We start from the raw sequence: 15,005 nt of genomic DNA on the forward strand, positions 1-15,005 counted from the left end.
GCCATGGCAAGGCGGGGGCGCATCGCGGCGATGATCGGCGGCCTCGCCATCCTCGCCGCGGGCGCCATCGTCCTCGCCGACGTCCTCCAATTCGGCCGCACCGAACCTCCTCTGGCGGCCGAGCCGGAGCGTGCCGACCGCGTTCTCGTCGAGAAGGCCGCGCGGCGGCTGACCCTGCTGCGCGAGGGGCGTGCGCTCGCGATCTATCCCGTCTCCCTCGGCTTCGCGCCGGAAGGGCACAAGGCGCGCGAAGGTGATGGGCGCACACCCGAGGGCGTCTACGCCGTCGCCTTCCGCAACCCGCGCAGCGTCGCGCATCTCTCGCTCAAGGTGTCCTACCCCTCCCCCGCCGACGAAGCGGCGGCGCGGGCCAGCGGCTACGCGCCCGGCGGGGACATCATGATCCACGGGCTGATGAACGGCTTCTCGTGGCTCGGCCGCCTGCATCGGCTGATGGACTGGACCCAGGGCTGTGTCGGTGTCACCAACGCCGAGATGCGTGCGATCTATGCCCGTGTCGAAGTCGGCACGCCGATTGAGATTAGGCCCTGAACGCCGTCGCTTCCCCGGCTGGCATGACGGATCGACGTGAGAGTTTTGCGCTCGGCGCAGGGTCATACCCGCCGGGCCGGCTCATCCGGGCTGATGCCGGCCCTCGGATGTACTCGGCCCGGACCGTATCGGCGATGTCGATGCCTTCAGGAGACGGCATCGTGAGGTGACCGAACGTCGTAGAATTCTTCCTGTTGGCCAATTGTGGTTGGATTATTATGTAATCACGTTGGATTGTTTTAATTTATATTCATGGAATAAATGCCTTCATCAACTGATTTGCTGCGATTTTTGCGAGTCGACTGCGAGGCTTAGATTCTATATTCAAATATATCTACAAACAAAATATTATATTCTATTGAATTGATCGGCGATGTTCAAAATAAAATGCGAGAACATCTTGGTCTTCTCGTTAACATATCTCATGTATCACGTCTTCGTCACCAGACCTGGGTGATCCGTGCGCGGCGGACACTTCGGCATTTTACGCGCCTCACTGTCCGATGCGTATGTCTCTCAAAGTTGCTCTCGTCGCCCTGTTCGGCGGGGTCACGCTCGTCACGATCGGCCAGGGTGTCATCTCTCTGACGGAGCTCTCGTCGATCCGCCGAGGCGTCAACGAGGTCGCCTCCAACTGGCTTCCATCGGTCATCACCATCAACGAGATGGGTGCCGCCGCGAGCCAGATACGCCTGCGGCAGTATCGGATCGTCACGACGTCCACCGATCACGACACGTTGGTGGCGAACCGCAACCTCTACGACCGCGCGGTGGCCGACATGGCGGCGGCGCGCAAGCGCTACGAGCCCGTGATCTTGGCTCCGGAAGAGCGCGTCCTCTACGCTCAGTTCTCCGAGCTGTGGAGCCGCTACGATGAGGCCAGCCAGCGGATCATCGCGATGATGGAGCGGGGCCAGCAGCGAGAAGCCATGGCGGAGCTGGTCGGGCCCAGCCTCCTCTCCGTGTACACGCAATCGAGCGACGTGCTCGCCCGCGCGATCGCCGTCAATCGCGACGGCTCCGTTCGCGACGCATCCGCCGCGGTCGACAATGTCGAGAAGGCGTCGCTCGCTGCGAGCGTCGCAATGGCGATCGCCGTGATCCTTGCCCTCGGTGCGATGACGTTCAGCTTCCTGCGGATCTCGCGGCCGATCACCGGCATCACCGGCATGATGGGGGCCCTCGCTGCGGGCGACGTCGAGACACCCGTGCCTTACCGTCAGCGCCGGGACGAGATCGGCGCGATGGCCGGCGCGGTCCAGGTGTTCAAGGACAACCTGATCCGCACCCGTGCTCTGGAAGCCGAGACGGCGCTCGCCCGCGCTTCGGCCGAGGAACAGCGGAAGGCCGCGATGCGGGCGATGGCCGACAGTTTTGAGGCGGCGGTCGGCGGGATCATCGGCACCGTGACCGCGGCAGCGACCCAATTGCAGGCTACGGCCCAGAGCATGTCCGGGACCGCCGCCGAGACGGCCTCGCAATCCGTCACCGTAGCGTCCGCGGCCGAGGAGGCGGCGGCCAATGTCGGGACCGTCGCGGCCGCGGCCGAGGAACTCGGCACCTCCGTCCACGAGATCGGCCGGCAGGTGGCCAATTCGTCCGAACTCGCCCAGGCCGCGGTCGGCGAAGCCGATCAGACCGCCGGACTGGTCCAGAATCTGTCGAGCGCGGCCGCCAAGATCGGCGACGTGGTTTCGATGATCTCGACGATCGCCGGGCAGACCAACCTGCTTGCGCTCAATGCCACGATCGAGGCGGCGCGCCGGCGAAGCCGGGCGTGGATTCGCGGTGGTCGCGGCGGAAGTGAAGGAACTCGCCAACCAGACCGCGCGGGCGACCAGCGAGATCGCGCAGCAGATCGGCACGATCCAGGGTGCGACCGATCAGGCGGTCTCGGCCATAGGCGGAATCTCCGGCCGCATCCGCGAGATCAACGGCGTCGCGGCCGGCATTGCAGCGGCGGTCGAGCAGCAGGGTGCCGCGACGCAGGAGATCGTGCGTAATGTCGCCCAAGCCTCGACCGGCACGGCCGAGGTCACGAGCAACATGGCCGGTGTGGCCCGCGCTTCGGAAGAAACCGGTGCGGCGGCGAACCAAGTGCTCGGCGCGGCCTCCGAGCTGTCTCGCCAGTCCGAGCGGCTCTCGGCGGAAGTGAGCCGCTTCCTCACGACAGTGCGCGCCGCGTGAGCATCTGATGGTTCTGCGCGCCTGCGGTTCAATATTCGGTGACGGCCGCCTGAAGGAAGACCGTGACCAGGGCGTCCGTCGCGGCGACAAGGCGTAGCTCCGAGCGGGGGAGCAGAACGCCGTCTTCGGGCCAGCCTTCGGAATTGTGAAGAAGAGGTCGCCTTCGGGCGGCCTCTTCCCATATGGGCCTGCGTCGATCCGAGAATCGAAACGCCACGGGAGACCGCCATGCGCGCTTACGAGATGTCCGCCGCCGCAGGCCCCGAGAGCTGGAAGAGCGCCGAGCGTCCGACGCCCGAGCCGGGGCGCGGGCAGGTTCTGGTGCGGATGCGCGCCGCCTCCCTCAACTACCGCGACCTGCTGATCTGCGAGGGCCGCTACCCCTTCGCGATCAACCTCGATCGGCTGATCCCGGTCTCGGACGGAGCGGGCGAGATCGTTGCGCTCGGTGAGGGCGTGCGCCGCTTCAAGGGCGGCGAGCGGGTCGCCGGCATCTTTTCGCAGAGCTGGCTCGGCGGGGCACAGGTGGCCGATATGTGGCAGACCGCGCTCGGCGGCGCCATCGACGGGGTGCTGACCGAGTATCAGGTGTTCGACGAGGACGGGCTCGTCACGCTTCCCGCCCACCTCAGCTTCGAGGAAGGCGCGACGCTGCCCTGCGCGGCCGTGACCGCCTGGAACGCGCTCTACGGCCTCAAGCCCCTCAGGACCGGCGAGACGGTGCTGACGCTCGGCACCGGCGGCGTCTCGATCTTCGCGATCCAGCTCGCGCATGCGGCGGGCGCGCGCGTCATCGCGACCTCGTCGAGCGATGCCAAACTGGAGAGGGCCCGTGCCCTCGGCGCGAACGAGACCATCAACTATCGCGCCCATCCGGATTGGGAGCGGGAGGTCCGCCGGCTGACCGGTGGCGTGGGCGTCGATCACGTGGTGGAGGTCGGCGGCACCGGCACCCTGCCGCGCTCCATCGCTTCGACCCGGCCCGGCGGACATGTCGGCCTGATCGGCCTGCTTGCCGAGGGCGAGGCGATCGACCCGCTGGCGATCCTCGGCGCGAGTTGCATCGTGCGCGGCGTCGCCGTCGGCTCGCGGGAAATGTTCGAGGACATGAACCGCTCGATCGCCCTGCACCGGATCAAACCGGTGATCGATCGGGTCTACGGCTTCGAGGAGGCACCCGCCGCCCTGGCGGCCTTGGCCGAGGCCGCGCATGTCGGCAAGATCGTGATCCGGATCGGTTGACGGCCGTCCATTGGAGAAAGGGACCGGCGATGCGTGCGGCGTGGTGGGGGCTCTTCTCGGCACTGCTTCTGCCAACGGCAGCCAGCGCACAGGACGTCACGACGGTGCGGACCGAGACCTTTCCCCGGCCACCCTATTCCGGTGCGACCTACTACATCTACGAGCGGGCGGGCCGAACGATCTGCACCAAGCTCGCGGTCTGCAATAAATTCGACCAGTGCGAGACCACGTACGTCGCCGGTGCCTTCCGGGCATCCGAGGACAATGCCACCGGCAACCCGTATGGGACGACGCCGGCAGTGCCGATCGCTCCCGCCTCGCTCGGCAAGCATGTCTGCCTGACACGGTTCGGCTTGGTGCAGCGATAGCCTCTACGCCTCGTCGCCTTTCGATTCGCGTCGGTTCAGTGCCCGCAGCGCCCCGCGGAAGGTGCGCACGTCCTGATCGGTCAGCGCCATGCGGTGGAGCATGTCGCGCATGTTGCGGGCGATGATCTCGCGCTTTTCCGGCGGGTAGAAGCCGGCGCTCGCCAGCGTCTCCTCCAGGCTGGCGAACAGCGACAGCAGCGCCTCCCGGGTCGCGGGCGGCGAGAGCAGTTCCCCGGAGAAGCGCAGGGTCGCGAGCCCGGCCGCACGGCGCCACTCGTAGCCCATCAGCAGCACGGCCTGGGCGAGGTTGAGCGAGGGGAATTCATCCGTCACCGGGAAGGTGACGATGGCGTCGGCGAGCGACACCTCGTCGTTGCTCAAGCCCACCCGCTCACGCCCGAACATCAGCCCGATCCGCTCACCGCGCCCGATCCGCTCGGCGGTGGCCGTCATGGCTTCCTCGGGAGCGAAGACCCGCTTCATCTGCCCGCGCTCGCGGGCGGTGGTGGCGAGCACGTGGTGCAGGTCGGCGATGGCCTCGGAAAGGGTGGTGTAGACCTTCGCGCAATCGAGCACGTGCGTCGCGCCGGAGGCCGCCTCCCGCACGCCCTTCTTCGGCCAGCCGTTCTTCGGCGCCACGAGGCGCAACTCGGACAGGCCGAAATTCGCCATGGCGCGGGCGGTCATGCCGATGTTCTCGGCAAGTTGCGGCTCGACCAGGATGACGACGGGCGCGCTCATTGTCCCAGCACTCAAACGCATCGGAGGGCGCCGCCGGCAGAGCCGGCGGCGCAAGATCCGGAGGGACCTCAGATCTTACCGTCGAGGCCCATCTGGTAGTACTTGTGGACGATCTTGTCCTGGTTCTCGAGCAGCCAATCGATCGAGGGCTCGTTGGTCATGGCCTTACGGATCGCCTCGGTCATGCCCTTGCGCTGGATCTCGAACAGCGCCTTGTGATCGACATTCTCGGCCTGGATCACGCCGGGGCTGAGCCAGACCGAGCAGATGATGCCGAGATCGTTGGCCTTCTCTTTGGGGATGTAGCCGGCCCGCACCGCGTCGAGCACGCCGTTCGCGATGGCGTACTGCACCGTGCCCATCAGGATCGAGGTGTACTTGTTCTCCGTCACGCTCACCTTGGAGACGCACAGCGTCACCGGGCGGACCATGATGTCCGTGTTCAGGAGCGCGAAGACGCGGCTGTGGCCGACGACCTGATCGCCGGTGAGCGTGGCGAGCGCGGTGCCGACGGGACCGTCGAGCTCGCCGATGATGACCTCGGGCTCGGACGCGGTGTTGGGCGGGCCGCCCGCGACGAGGGCCTCGCCGGCGCGCAGGATGATGCGGTCGCTCATGGTGTGTCCTTCCTCGTGATCGGCCGTTTGTATGACGCGCGGGTCGTCGCAGCGCCGGCCGTGTTTGTCCAGGCTGCTTAGCGCTACGCTGACACGCGCTCTTGCGCGGGACCGACATCCGCTTTGGCTGAGCGACGCCCGAGCCGGGCGACCGCGGCTCACCGCCTCGCCTTCGCCCGTCTCCATGGGGGAACCGTGAGCGACAGGACGCGCTACATCGTGGCGCTCCGACCGGACCGGCGCCGGGCCTACACTCAGGGCCGGAGACACTCAGGGTCGGTGACAGTTTCACGCTTCCGAAACCGGCACTTCGAGCCCCGCTTTGTCGCCTTGCTGCGCTGCGTTATAGGGGCGGCGACAGGGTTCCGGGGAAGACGTGCGACGGGCAATCGGCCGGGCGCCCGGCACCGGGTAACTGAGGGACCGACATGGCGAAGATCAAGGTGGCCAATCCGGTCGTCGAGCTCGACGGCGACGAGATGACCCGGATCATCTGGGCGGAGATCAAGAACAAGCTCATCCACCCCTACCTGGATCTCGACCTCGACTATTACGACCTCGGCGTCGAGCATCGTGACGCGACCAACGATCAGGTGACGATCGATGCGGCCGAGGCGATCAAGCGCCACGGCGTCGGCGTGAAATGCGCCACGATCACGCCGGACGAGGCCCGCGTCGAGGAGTTCAAGCTCAAGGAGATGTGGCGCTCGCCCAACGGTACGATCCGCAACATCCTCGGCGGCGTGATTTTCCGCGAGCCGATCATCTGCTCGAACGTGCCGCGCCTCGTGCCGGGCTGGACCCAGCCTTTCGTCATCGGCCGCCACGCCTATGGCGACCAGTATCGTGCCACGGACTTCAAGGTTCCGGGCAAGGGCCGCCTCACCATCAAGTTCGAGGGTGACGACGGCACCGTGATCGAGAAAGAAGTGTTCAAGTTCCCCGATGCCGGTGTCGCCATGTCGATGTATAACATCGACCAGTCGATCATCGATTTTGCGCGGGCCTCGTTCAACTACGGCCTCGCCCGCAAGTACCCGGTCTATCTGAGCACCAAGAACACCATTCTGAAGACCTATGACGGCCGGTTCAAGGACCTGTTCCAGAAGGTGTTCGACGAGGAGTTCAAGTCGAAGTTCCAGTCGCTCGGCCTCACCTACGAGCACCGCCTGATCGACGACATGGTGGCCTCGTGCCTCAAGTGGTCGGGCGGCTATGTCTGGGCCTGCAAGAACTACGATGGCGACGTGCAGTCGGACACGGCCGCGCAGGGCTTCGGCTCGCTCGGCCTGATGACCTCGGTGCTGATGACGCCGGACGGCCAGACGGTGGAGGCCGAGGCCGCCCACGGCACCGTGACCCGTCACTACCGCGAGCACCAGAAGGGTAAGGCGACCTCAACCAACTCGATCGCCTCGATCTTCGCCTGGACCCGTGGCCTCGCCCATCGGGCCAAGCTCGACGGCAACGCCGATCTCGCGAAGTTCGCCTCGACGCTGGAGAAGGTCTGCGTCGACACCGTCGAGGCCGGCCACATGACGAAGGATCTCGCCCTCCTCGTCGGTCCGGACCAGAAGTGGCTCACCACCAACGGCTTCCTCGACAAGGTCGATGAGAACCTGAAGGCGGCGATGGCTGTCTGAGGGGGCGGTACGACCACCCTCTCCCGCAGAGGGAGAGGGTGACGCGACCGTCAGCCCGCCTTCTTCGCCGCATTCCGCTTGCGCGTCTCGGCCGCCTTCTTGGCCGAGGCCGAGCGCTCCTCCTTCGTGCGTGAGGCCGACGCCGAGCCGCCTGTACGACCGCCCTTGTGCGCGGCCGGGTGGCCCGTCGCCTGGCCGCGGCCCGAGCCGCCGGGCTTCTTGCCGCCGCCGTCGTCCTTGTTGACGGTCGCCCAGGCGCGGGATTCCGCTTCCTTCTCAGGCACCCCGCGGGACTCGTAGGATTCGGCGATGTGCTCCGCCTTACGGATCTGCTTGTCCGTGTATTTCGACTTGTCGCCCTGAGCCATGATGCTCTCCCGATCTGCCGCGCCGGTCAGGTTCGGATCGGCGCGTCGAGGGTCGTCCGCACCCGCCGGATCAACTCGGCGCGGCGGTACGGCTTGTTCAGGATATCGAACTCCGGACGCTCGATTCCGGTTCGCTCCAGGCTGGCCTCGGCGTAGCCGGTGGTGAGCAAAATTCTGAGAGCAGGGTGGCGGCGGCGCGCCTCGCGGGCGAGCGACAGGCCGTCCATACCGCCGGGCATGATCAGGTCGGAGAAGAGCAGGTCGATCTCCGGGTGGTCGCTCAAGATCTCCAGGGCCTCGCGGCCGTGACGAGCCATCAGGGTGCCGTAGCCGTAATCGCGCAGGATCGCCCGGGCGAGTTCGGCGACGTCGGCGCGGTCGTCCACGATCAGGATCGTCTCCGTGCCCGGTCGCTCCTCCGTCGAAGGAGGCTCCGGCCTCGGCTCACCCTCCTCCTCGGTGGCCGGGAAGGACAGGCGCACGGTCGTCCCCTCCCCCACCGCCGACTCGATCTGCGCGAAGCCGCCGGACTGCTTGGCGAAGCCGTAGACCATGGACAGGCCGAGCCCGGTGCCCTTGCCCTCCTCCTTCGTAGTGAAGAACGGGTCCATCACCCGTGCGAGCATGTCCGAGGGGATGCCGGAACCCGTATCCGTCACCGCAACGCTGACGAGGCGGCCCGTGCCGTCGGGGCGACCGGCTTCCTCGTTGCGGGTCGTGATGGTGACGCGCCCTCCCTCCGGCATCGCATCGCGGGCGTTGATGAGCACGTTGAGCAGGGCGACCTCGGCCTGAGTCCGGTCGATCCGGCAGGCGAGGAGATCGGGGGCAAGGTCGGTCTCGATCGTCACCGCGTCGCCCAGCGTGCGCGCTGCCAGTTCCTTGGTCTCGGAGACGAGGTCGTTGAGGTTGAGGGTGCGGCCGACGAGGCGCTGCTTGCGGGCGAAGGCGAGCAATTGCTGCGTCAGCGTCGAGGCCCGCTCCGCCGCCTCGCGGATGTTGGCGACGGCGCGGCCCATGCGTCCCGGATCGGCATCCGGCCGCTCGAGATTGGTCGCCAGCGAGTCGGCGTAGCCCAGGATGACCTGGAGCAGATTGTTGAAGTCGTGGGCGATCCCACCGGTGAGCTGCCCGATCGCCTCCATCTTCTGCGACTGATGCAGCGACTCCTCGGCGAGGCGGCGGCGGGTGATGTCGAGCTGCGAGCCGAAGAAGTACACGAGGTCGCCGGCCGCGTTGTAGACCGGGCTCACGAACAGCGCGTTCCAGAAGGGCGAGCCGTCCTTGCGATAGTTGAGGATTTCGGTGGCGATGTCGCGCCGCGCCGCGACGGCCTCGCGCACTTGCGTCCGCGTCGCCGGATCGGTCTCAGGGCCTTGGAGAAAGCGGCAGTTGCGGCCGATCACCTCCTCCCGCGCATAGCCCGTCATTTCAAGGAAGGCTTGGTTCACGAAGACGATCGGATGGTCGTCACGGTTCGGATCGACCACCGCCATCGGCATGCGCGTCATGGTGACGGCCGCGAAGAAGATGTCGCTGCCGGCGTCGAACTCGTGGCCGGCCGCACCGGTCTCGACGCTCGCATGGACGCCGTGGGGTCGTTTTTCGGGAATGTCGGTCATGCGAACCCACGGCGTGGCGTGACGGTCGAGGCCACCGGCGTTGCCGCTTCCTCGATTCAAAGATGAGGGCGTCGTCGGGAAAAAAGGGGCCCCGGCTTCGGCAGAAAGACGTTGCAAAGTGTAGGGCGAGGCTACGGTAGGATCTCGGCCTCCGAACCGTGGCAGCGGGAGGGACCACCCCCAAAGGCGGCCCTCCCCGCGGCGTCAGCCCTCCTCGTCGATGCCGAAGCTCACGCTCTCGACATTCGCCCGTTCGAACGCCTGCATCACGTACTGGTAGGAACGTTCCATGTCGCTGTGCTCCTCGTCCTCGCTCTCTACTGGCTTGAGGACGAACATCAGCATCGAGCGGCCGGTGACCGAGTAGCTTTCGCCGACCGCGAAACTTGCGATCTCCTGGCTGTCGGGCAAGTTGGTGTCGAGCAGCCGTGTCCAGGCCGTGCCGCCGGCCGCCTCGGGCAGGGTGAAGTCCACGACGTCGTGATAGGCGTTGTAGAACAGCAGAAGGGTGGCATCGCCGCCGCGCCGGTGGATGCCGCTCGCCTGGGCGCGCCCGTCGAGCAGCACGGCCAGCGTGCGAGAATTGCCGTCGTTCCAGTTCTCCGGCGACATTTCGGTGCCGGCGGGCGTGAGCCAAGTCACGTCCTTGACGCCGAACTCCTCGTCGTAGGCGCCGGTCACGAAGCGGCCGCGCGAGAGCATCGGCAGGGCATTGCGCAGCAGGATCAGGCGCTGCGTGAACTCGGCGAGATCCCGCTCTTCCTCGCCGATGGCCCCCCAATCGACCCAGGACACCTCATTGTCCTGACAATAGGCGTTGTTGTTGCCCTGTTGCGTGCGGGCGAACTCGTCACCGGCCAAGAGCATCGGCGTGCCCTTCGACAGGAACAAGGTCGCGAGCAGGTTGCGCATCTGGCGCAGCCGCACCGAGCGGATCTCGGGATCGTCGGTCGGGCCCTCGACGCCGTAATTGTAGGAGAGGTTGTGGCCGTGCCCGTCGCGGTTGCCCTCGCCATTCGCCTCGTTGTGCTTCTCGTTGTACGAAACCGTATCGTTGAGCGTGAAGCCATCGTGAGCGGTGATGAAGTTCACCGAGGCCCATGGCCGGCGCCCACGCTTGTTGAACTTGTCGGCCGACGCCGTGATGCGTGAGGCGAGCCCCGGCAAGAGGCCGGCATCGCCCTTCCAATAGCCGCGCACGTCATCGCGGAAGCGGTCGTTCCACTCGGCCCAGCCTGGCGGGAAGCCGCCGACCTGATAGCCGCCGGGGCCGCAATCCCAGGGCTCGGCGATGAGCTTCACGTCGTTGAGGACCGGATCCTGACGGCAGGTGTCGAGGAAGCCGCCGCCCTCGTCGAAGCCGTAGGGCTCGCGGCCCAGAATGGTGGCGAGGTCGAAGCGGAAGCCGTCGACCCGCATTTCGGTCGCCCAGTAGCGGAGCGAGTCGGTGACGAGCTGCAGCACGCGGGGATGCGACAGGTTGAAGGTGTTTCCCGTGCCGGTGTCGTTGATGTAGTAGCGCGGCTGGTTCGGCAGCAGCCGGTAATAGGAAGCGTTGTCGACCCCCTTGAAGGAGAGCGTCGGACCCTTCTCGTTGCCCTCGGCCGTGTGGTTGTAGACCACGTCGAGGATCACCTCGAGGCCGGCGCCATGCATGCGCGCCACCATCTCCTTGAACTCGGAGAAGGCGAAATCCGGCACCGCGGCGTAGCGCCGGGCGGGCGTGAAGAACGAGATCGTGTTGTAGCCCCAGTAGTTGATCAAGCCCTTCTGCTGCAGGTAATCGTCCTGGACGAAGGAATGCACCGGCAGAAGCTCGACCGAGGTGACGCCGAGGCTCTTGATGTACTCGAGCACCGCCGGGTGACCCATGCCGGCATAGGTGCCGCGGTGCTTCTCCGGCACCGCCGGGTGCAGCTTGGTGAAGCCCTTGACGTGGGTCTCGTAGACGATGGTGCGCTCCCACGGCACGCGGGGCTTGGCATCGCGGCCCCAGGTGAAGGCCGGGTCGATCACCCGGGAGCGGCGGGTATAGGGGGCGGAGTCGCGCTCGTCGAAGGTGAGGTCGTCACCGGTCTCCATCTTGTAGCCGAACAGGGCCGGGTTCCACTCGATGGTGCCGACGAGGCCCTTGGCGTAGGGGTCGATCAGGAGCTTGTTCGGGTTGAAGCGGTGGCCCGCCTCCGGCTCATAGGGGCCGTGGACGCGATAGCCGTAGATCGTGCCCGGGCGCGCGTCCGGCAGGTAGCCATGCCAGACTTCGTCGGTGTACTCGGGCAGCTCGATGCGCTCGATCTCGTTCTTGCCCTCGTCGTCGAACAGGCACAGCTCGACCTTGGTGGCATGGGCCGAGAACAGTGCGAAGTTGACGCCACGGCCATCCCAGGTCGCACCGCGGGGATGCGGCGAGCCTTCGCGGATCCGCGTGCGCGACGTGCGCGGCTTGGGCATCCCAGTCCTCTCGGTGTCGGCCATCGTCGTCCCATTCTGTCTTGTGGCGGCCCCCGCGGGTCCGGCCGGACTCTGAACGTTCACGGAACCGCGAAGCTCCGTTCCGGCTGACGCGGCGCAGCAAATTTTTCCCGATCCGCTGCGCCCTCGCGGATGTGGGCGGATGTGGTAGGCCTTGGACGAAACTCGCGGTGGGGGCTGGCGTTGCAACGCGCTCCATCGATCGCATGGACAACGTCGTGGGGGACAACCGCCGATGATCGAAGACCCCGAACACCGGCCCGCCGGTCTCCAGGCACTGGCCGAGCGGCATGGCGTGAGCCTGGACGCGGTGCGTCACCTGTTGCGGGCGCTTCAGTCGGGCCAGGGCAACATGGCCCAGTTCGATCATCCCGATCTCGGCGGCTTCGGCCAGTGGTCGCGCGGCGGCATGGTGATGGTCGGATCGATGAACGATCACGCGCTGAAGGCCCGAGTCGATGCCCTCTGCACCGAACTCGCCGCGGCCCTGCCGCTCTCCGGCTTCCGCGAGGAGGCAGCCTCGGGCAATTGGTGGCCGGACAATCTCGGCCTGCCGTCGAGCGCGGGGGCGCAGAACGGGACGCGCTACGCCTTCTTCCCCGAGAAGCGGCGGCTCGCCGTCGAATCGAATGGACGGCTCGCCCTCTACGACACCGCCGAGCGCATCGTCACCGGCGCGAGCCAGCAGCAGGGCGGGACGTCGTCGCTGCGCTTCAGCGGACCGCAGGGGAGTTTTTCGCTGGAGGATCTGACGCCGGTCGAGTGGGATGCCGCGGCCACACCGTCGGCACCGACGGGCGCAACGTCGTTCACGTCTTCAACGGGGGAATCGGCGGCGTTCTCGGCCCATCCGGTCTCGCGTGAGCCCGCCGCCCCTCCGCAGGGCCCGGCCGCATCGAGCGCAGGCTCCGCCGATGTTCTCTCGATCCTCGAACGACTGGCCGAACTGCACAAGAAGGGCGTGCTGACCGATACGGAGTTCTCGGCCAAGAAGGCGGAGTTGCTGGCGCGGCTCTGATCCCTACGCCGCCATGGCGGGGCGAAGCCGAAGCCATCCAGGGCTCGACTCGAACCGGAGCAGGCATGACATCGGATCGCTCCGCATCCTCTCGCGCTGACGGATCGGCTGGGGCGAACGTCCGCCCATGACACGACGGCCTGTCGCCGCAGGCCCCGTCGTATCGCCGCGAACGCCCTAGATCCGGGCCATGGCCCTGCGCGACCTCATCGACATAGACCGCATCTTCCACGAACCCGCGGTCGCCGACTTCCACCGCGGTCGCGAGATCCTGGCACGCTACCCGAATGCCGAGCGGATCGAGGTCCCGTCGCACTGGAACATTCCGGAGCTGCACGGCAATGCCGGCTCGGTCGAGGATTGGGTGCGGATCAAACGCTCGACGCTGGTGCTCGGCGTGAAGAAGGGGCTCGCCCTGCGGCCCAACGGCCGCTCGGCCCACTTCATCGCGCCCTCCACCTCGAATGGCTGCGCGATGTCTTGTGCCTATTGCTACGTGCCGCGCCGCAAGGGCTTCTCGAACCCGATCTCGCTGTTCGTCAACGTCGAGGCGGTCTGTGCGGCGATCGCGCGCCACGCGGAGAAGCAGGGTCCGCTGCCTGAGCCCGACCAGATCGACCCGGAGGCTTGGGTCTACGATCTCGGTGAGAACGGCGACCTCTCGGTCGATGCGATGATCTGCGGCAACGTCCGCGATCTCGTCGCGCTGTTTCGCGGGCTGCCCAACGCCAAGGGCTCGTTCGCGACCAAGGCCGTCAACCGGGATCTCCTCGCCTACGACCCGCAAGGACGCACCCGCATCCGCTTCTCTCTGATGCCGGCGCGGATCGCGCGGGCGGTGGATGTCCGAACCGCACCGATCCCCGAGCGGATCGCCGCGATCGACGACTTCGTACGGGCTGGCTACGAGGTCCACGTCAATTTCTCGCCCGTGATCCTCTACGAGGGCTGGGAGGCGGATTGGGCAGCGCTGTTCGACGCGATCGACGGGACGATCTCGGACGCGGCCAAGGGTCAGCTGGCCTGCGAGATCATCATGCTGACTCACAATGCCGGGCTGCACGAGGTCAATCTGGGCTGGCACCCGAAGGCCGAGGACCTGCTCTGGCGGCCGGACATCCAGGAGACCAAGCGCTCGGAGGGTGGCGGCGACAACCTGCGCTACCGCGCCGGCTGGAAGGGGAAATGGCTCGCCCGATTCAAGGCGCTGCTCGCCGAGCGGATGCCCTATTGCCGGGTGCGCTACGCGTTCTGACGGGAGGAGACGGGATGCCGGATCACGAGACCTACCTGCGCGAGGCGACCGAACTGGCGCTTGCCAACGTCGCCGAGGGTGGCAGCCCTTACGGTGCGGTGATCGTGAGGGAAGGAGAGGTCGTGGCGCGGGCGGCCAACCGCATTCACCGCACCAACGATCCGAGCGACCATGCGGAGATGGTGGCACTGCGCGCGGCGAGCCAGCGGCTCGGCCGGCCCAAACTCGACGATTGCATCGTCTACGCCAGCGGGCGACCCTGCCCGATGTGCCATGCGGCGATGCGGCTCGCCGGGGTGAAACAGGGCTACTTCGCCTTCACCGCCGAGGAGGCGGAAGCGGAGGGGCTGATCAGCGCCGGGATCTATGCCGAGCTGTGCCGGCCGCTCGAAGAGCAGCCGATGCAGGTGCGCCACCACCCGCTTCCGGATGAGCAGAGCCCCTACCGCGCCTGGGCGGAGCGGAAGCGCCGCTGAGTACCCGGTTCAGTGCGTCCAGGGCGCCGTACGGTTGAACTTGAAATTGTCGGAGTAGGACAGGCCCTTGCGCGCGATCGGCGGCGGCGTCTCCTCGACACGGTAGGCGATGCCCGCCGACTTGGCGTAGGCCACCGCCTCCTCCGAGGTGTCGAATTCGAGCCGCACCTGCTGCAGCATGTCCGACGAGCCGGTCCAGCCCATCAGCGGGTCGGTCTCGCGCGGTTCAGTCTGGTCGAACTCCAGCACCCACTGCTTGGTGCGGGCGAGCCCGGACTGCGCGGGATCCTTGGCGGGACGGTAGATGCGGGCGCTCGGCATCGGACGGCTGACGTCTCCGGAGAGGTATGGTCGGGGCGATAGGATTCGAACCTACGACCCTCTGCTCCCAAAGCAGATGCGCTACCAGACTGCGCTACACCCCGACGCTGTGACGGAGATACC

General features: G+C 66.8%; 13 protein-coding genes, 1 tRNA gene and 1 pseudogene. 8 read left to right on the forward strand and 7 right to left on the reverse strand.

Features of this window, described 5'->3' with window-relative positions:
- Positions 1-3 precede the first annotated feature (3 nt).
- From FHU13_RS05775 to FHU13_RS05790, 4 genes and pseudogenes are all read left to right on the forward strand, one after another.
- Complete coding sequence (locus tag FHU13_RS05775; protein WP_183434921.1) at positions 4-552, forward strand: murein L,D-transpeptidase family protein; 549 nt, start codon at positions 4-6, stop codon at positions 550-552.
- Between the two features lie 503 nt (positions 553-1,055).
- Positions 1,056-2,739 (forward strand): annotated as a pseudogene (locus FHU13_RS05780) (methyl-accepting chemotaxis protein).
- Between the two features lie 228 nt (positions 2,740-2,967).
- Complete coding sequence (locus FHU13_RS05785) at positions 2,968-3,981, forward strand: NAD(P)-dependent alcohol dehydrogenase (RefSeq protein ID WP_183434922.1); 1,014 nt, start codon at positions 2,968-2,970, stop codon at positions 3,979-3,981.
- Between the two features lie 29 nt (positions 3,982-4,010).
- A complete protein-coding gene (locus FHU13_RS05790; RefSeq protein ID WP_183434923.1) occupies positions 4,011-4,349 on the forward strand; it encodes a hypothetical protein in 339 nt (112 codons plus the stop codon).
- Positions 4,350-4,352: 3 nt separating this feature from the next.
- Here the strand turns inward: FHU13_RS05790 and FHU13_RS05795 are convergent, their stop codons facing one another.
- Together FHU13_RS05795 and FHU13_RS05800 are read right to left on the reverse strand one after the other, a co-directional pair.
- Positions 4,353-5,090 (reverse strand): RNA methyltransferase, encoded by a 738-nt coding sequence (locus FHU13_RS05795; protein ID WP_183434924.1) that lies wholly within the window; start codon positions 5,088-5,090, stop codon positions 4,353-4,355.
- A gap of 68 nt (positions 5,091-5,158) precedes the next feature.
- The gene (locus tag FHU13_RS05800; protein WP_012455208.1) at positions 5,159-5,707 is read right to left on the reverse strand and encodes a formaldehyde-activating enzyme; all 549 of its coding nucleotides are present in this window, start codon (positions 5,705-5,707) and stop codon (positions 5,159-5,161) included.
- 428 nt (positions 5,708-6,135) lie between these two features.
- Here FHU13_RS05800 and FHU13_RS05805 point away from each other — a divergent pair, with 428 nt between their 5' ends.
- Positions 6,136-7,350 carry an NADP-dependent isocitrate dehydrogenase gene (locus FHU13_RS05805; RefSeq protein ID WP_183434925.1) on the forward strand — a complete coding sequence of 405 codons (1,215 nt, stop codon included), beginning with the start codon at positions 6,136-6,138 and terminating at the stop codon, positions 7,348-7,350.
- A gap of 50 nt (positions 7,351-7,400) precedes the next feature.
- On the opposite strand, the gene FHU13_RS05810 is transcribed toward FHU13_RS05805, so the two are convergent.
- The 3 genes from FHU13_RS05810 to glgX form a co-directional block, all read right to left on the reverse strand.
- A complete protein-coding gene (locus FHU13_RS05810; protein ID WP_183434926.1) occupies positions 7,401-7,718 on the reverse strand; it encodes a plasmid stabilization protein in 318 nt (105 codons plus the stop codon).
- 26 nt (positions 7,719-7,744) lie between these two features.
- A complete protein-coding gene (locus FHU13_RS05815; protein WP_183434927.1) occupies positions 7,745-9,340 on the reverse strand; it encodes a hybrid sensor histidine kinase/response regulator in 1,596 nt (531 codons plus the stop codon).
- A gap of 204 nt (positions 9,341-9,544) precedes the next feature.
- Positions 9,545-11,815 carry a glycogen debranching protein GlgX gene (glgX, locus tag FHU13_RS05820; protein ID WP_183434928.1) on the reverse strand — a complete coding sequence of 757 codons (2,271 nt, stop codon included), beginning with the start codon at positions 11,813-11,815 and terminating at the stop codon, positions 9,545-9,547.
- 232 nt (positions 11,816-12,047) lie between these two features.
- On the opposite strand from glgX, the gene FHU13_RS05825 reads away from it, so the two are divergent.
- From FHU13_RS05825 to FHU13_RS05835, 3 genes are all read left to right on the forward strand, one after another.
- Positions 12,048-12,830, forward strand: a complete 783-nt coding sequence (locus tag FHU13_RS05825) for an SHOCT domain-containing protein (RefSeq protein WP_183434929.1) — start codon at positions 12,048-12,050, stop codon at positions 12,828-12,830.
- A 190-nt stretch (positions 12,831-13,020) separates the two neighbouring features.
- Entirely contained in the window at positions 13,021-14,085 is a 1,065-nt protein-coding gene (locus tag FHU13_RS05830; RefSeq protein WP_183434930.1) for a spore photoproduct lyase family protein, read from the forward strand.
- Positions 14,086-14,099: 14 nt separating this feature from the next.
- Positions 14,100-14,561 carry a nucleoside deaminase gene (locus FHU13_RS05835; RefSeq protein ID WP_183434931.1) on the forward strand — a complete coding sequence of 154 codons (462 nt, stop codon included), beginning with the start codon at positions 14,100-14,102 and terminating at the stop codon, positions 14,559-14,561.
- 9 nt (positions 14,562-14,570) lie between these two features.
- Here FHU13_RS05835 and FHU13_RS05840 read toward each other — a convergent pair whose 3' ends face one another.
- Entirely contained in the window at positions 14,571-14,882 is a 312-nt protein-coding gene (locus FHU13_RS05840) for an ETC complex I subunit (protein ID WP_183434932.1), read from the reverse strand.
- Positions 14,883-14,909: 27 nt separating this feature from the next.
- A tRNA-Pro gene (locus tag FHU13_RS05845) sits at positions 14,910-14,986 on the reverse strand.
- Between the last annotated feature and the right edge of the window lie 19 nt (positions 14,987-15,005).

It is taken from the genome of Methylobacterium sp. R2-1 (assembly GCF_014191355.1).
Classification (GTDB): domain Bacteria; phylum Pseudomonadota; class Alphaproteobacteria; order Rhizobiales; family Beijerinckiaceae; genus Methylobacterium.

Excerpts from the sequence above, each read along its gene's own strand:
- FHU13_RS05790 (WP_183434923.1), top strand. The coding sequence starts at position 4,011 with ATGCGTGCGGCGTGGTGGGGGCTCTTCTCGGCACTGCTTCTGCCAACG.
- FHU13_RS05830 (WP_183434930.1), top strand. The coding sequence starts at position 13,021 with ATGGCCCTGCGCGACCTCATCGACATAGACCGCATCTTCCACGAACCC.
- FHU13_RS05840 (WP_183434932.1), bottom strand. The coding sequence starts at position 14,882 with ATGCCGAGCGCCCGCATCTACCGTCCCGCCAAGGATCCCGCGCAGTCC.
- FHU13_RS05815 (WP_183434927.1), bottom strand. The coding sequence starts at position 9,340 with ATGACCGACATTCCCGAAAAACGACCCCACGGCGTCCATGCGAGCGTC.
- FHU13_RS05775 (WP_183434921.1), top strand. The coding sequence starts at position 4 with ATGGCAAGGCGGGGGCGCATCGCGGCGATGATCGGCGGCCTCGCCATC.
- FHU13_RS05825 (WP_183434929.1), top strand. The coding sequence starts at position 12,048 with ATGATCGAAGACCCCGAACACCGGCCCGCCGGTCTCCAGGCACTGGCC.
- FHU13_RS05810 (WP_183434926.1), bottom strand. The coding sequence starts at position 7,718 with ATGGCTCAGGGCGACAAGTCGAAATACACGGACAAGCAGATCCGTAAG.
- FHU13_RS05795 (WP_183434924.1), bottom strand. The coding sequence starts at position 5,090 with ATGAGCGCGCCCGTCGTCATCCTGGTCGAGCCGCAACTTGCCGAGAAC.
- glgX (WP_183434928.1), bottom strand. The coding sequence starts at position 11,815 with ATGGCCGACACCGAGAGGACTGGGATGCCCAAGCCGCGCACGTCGCGC.
- FHU13_RS05835 (WP_183434931.1), top strand. The coding sequence starts at position 14,100 with ATGCCGGATCACGAGACCTACCTGCGCGAGGCGACCGAACTGGCGCTT.
- FHU13_RS05800 (WP_012455208.1), bottom strand. The coding sequence starts at position 5,707 with ATGAGCGACCGCATCATCCTGCGCGCCGGCGAGGCCCTCGTCGCGGGC.
- FHU13_RS05785 (WP_183434922.1), top strand. The coding sequence starts at position 2,968 with ATGCGCGCTTACGAGATGTCCGCCGCCGCAGGCCCCGAGAGCTGGAAG.
- FHU13_RS05805 (WP_183434925.1), top strand. The coding sequence starts at position 6,136 with ATGGCGAAGATCAAGGTGGCCAATCCGGTCGTCGAGCTCGACGGCGAC.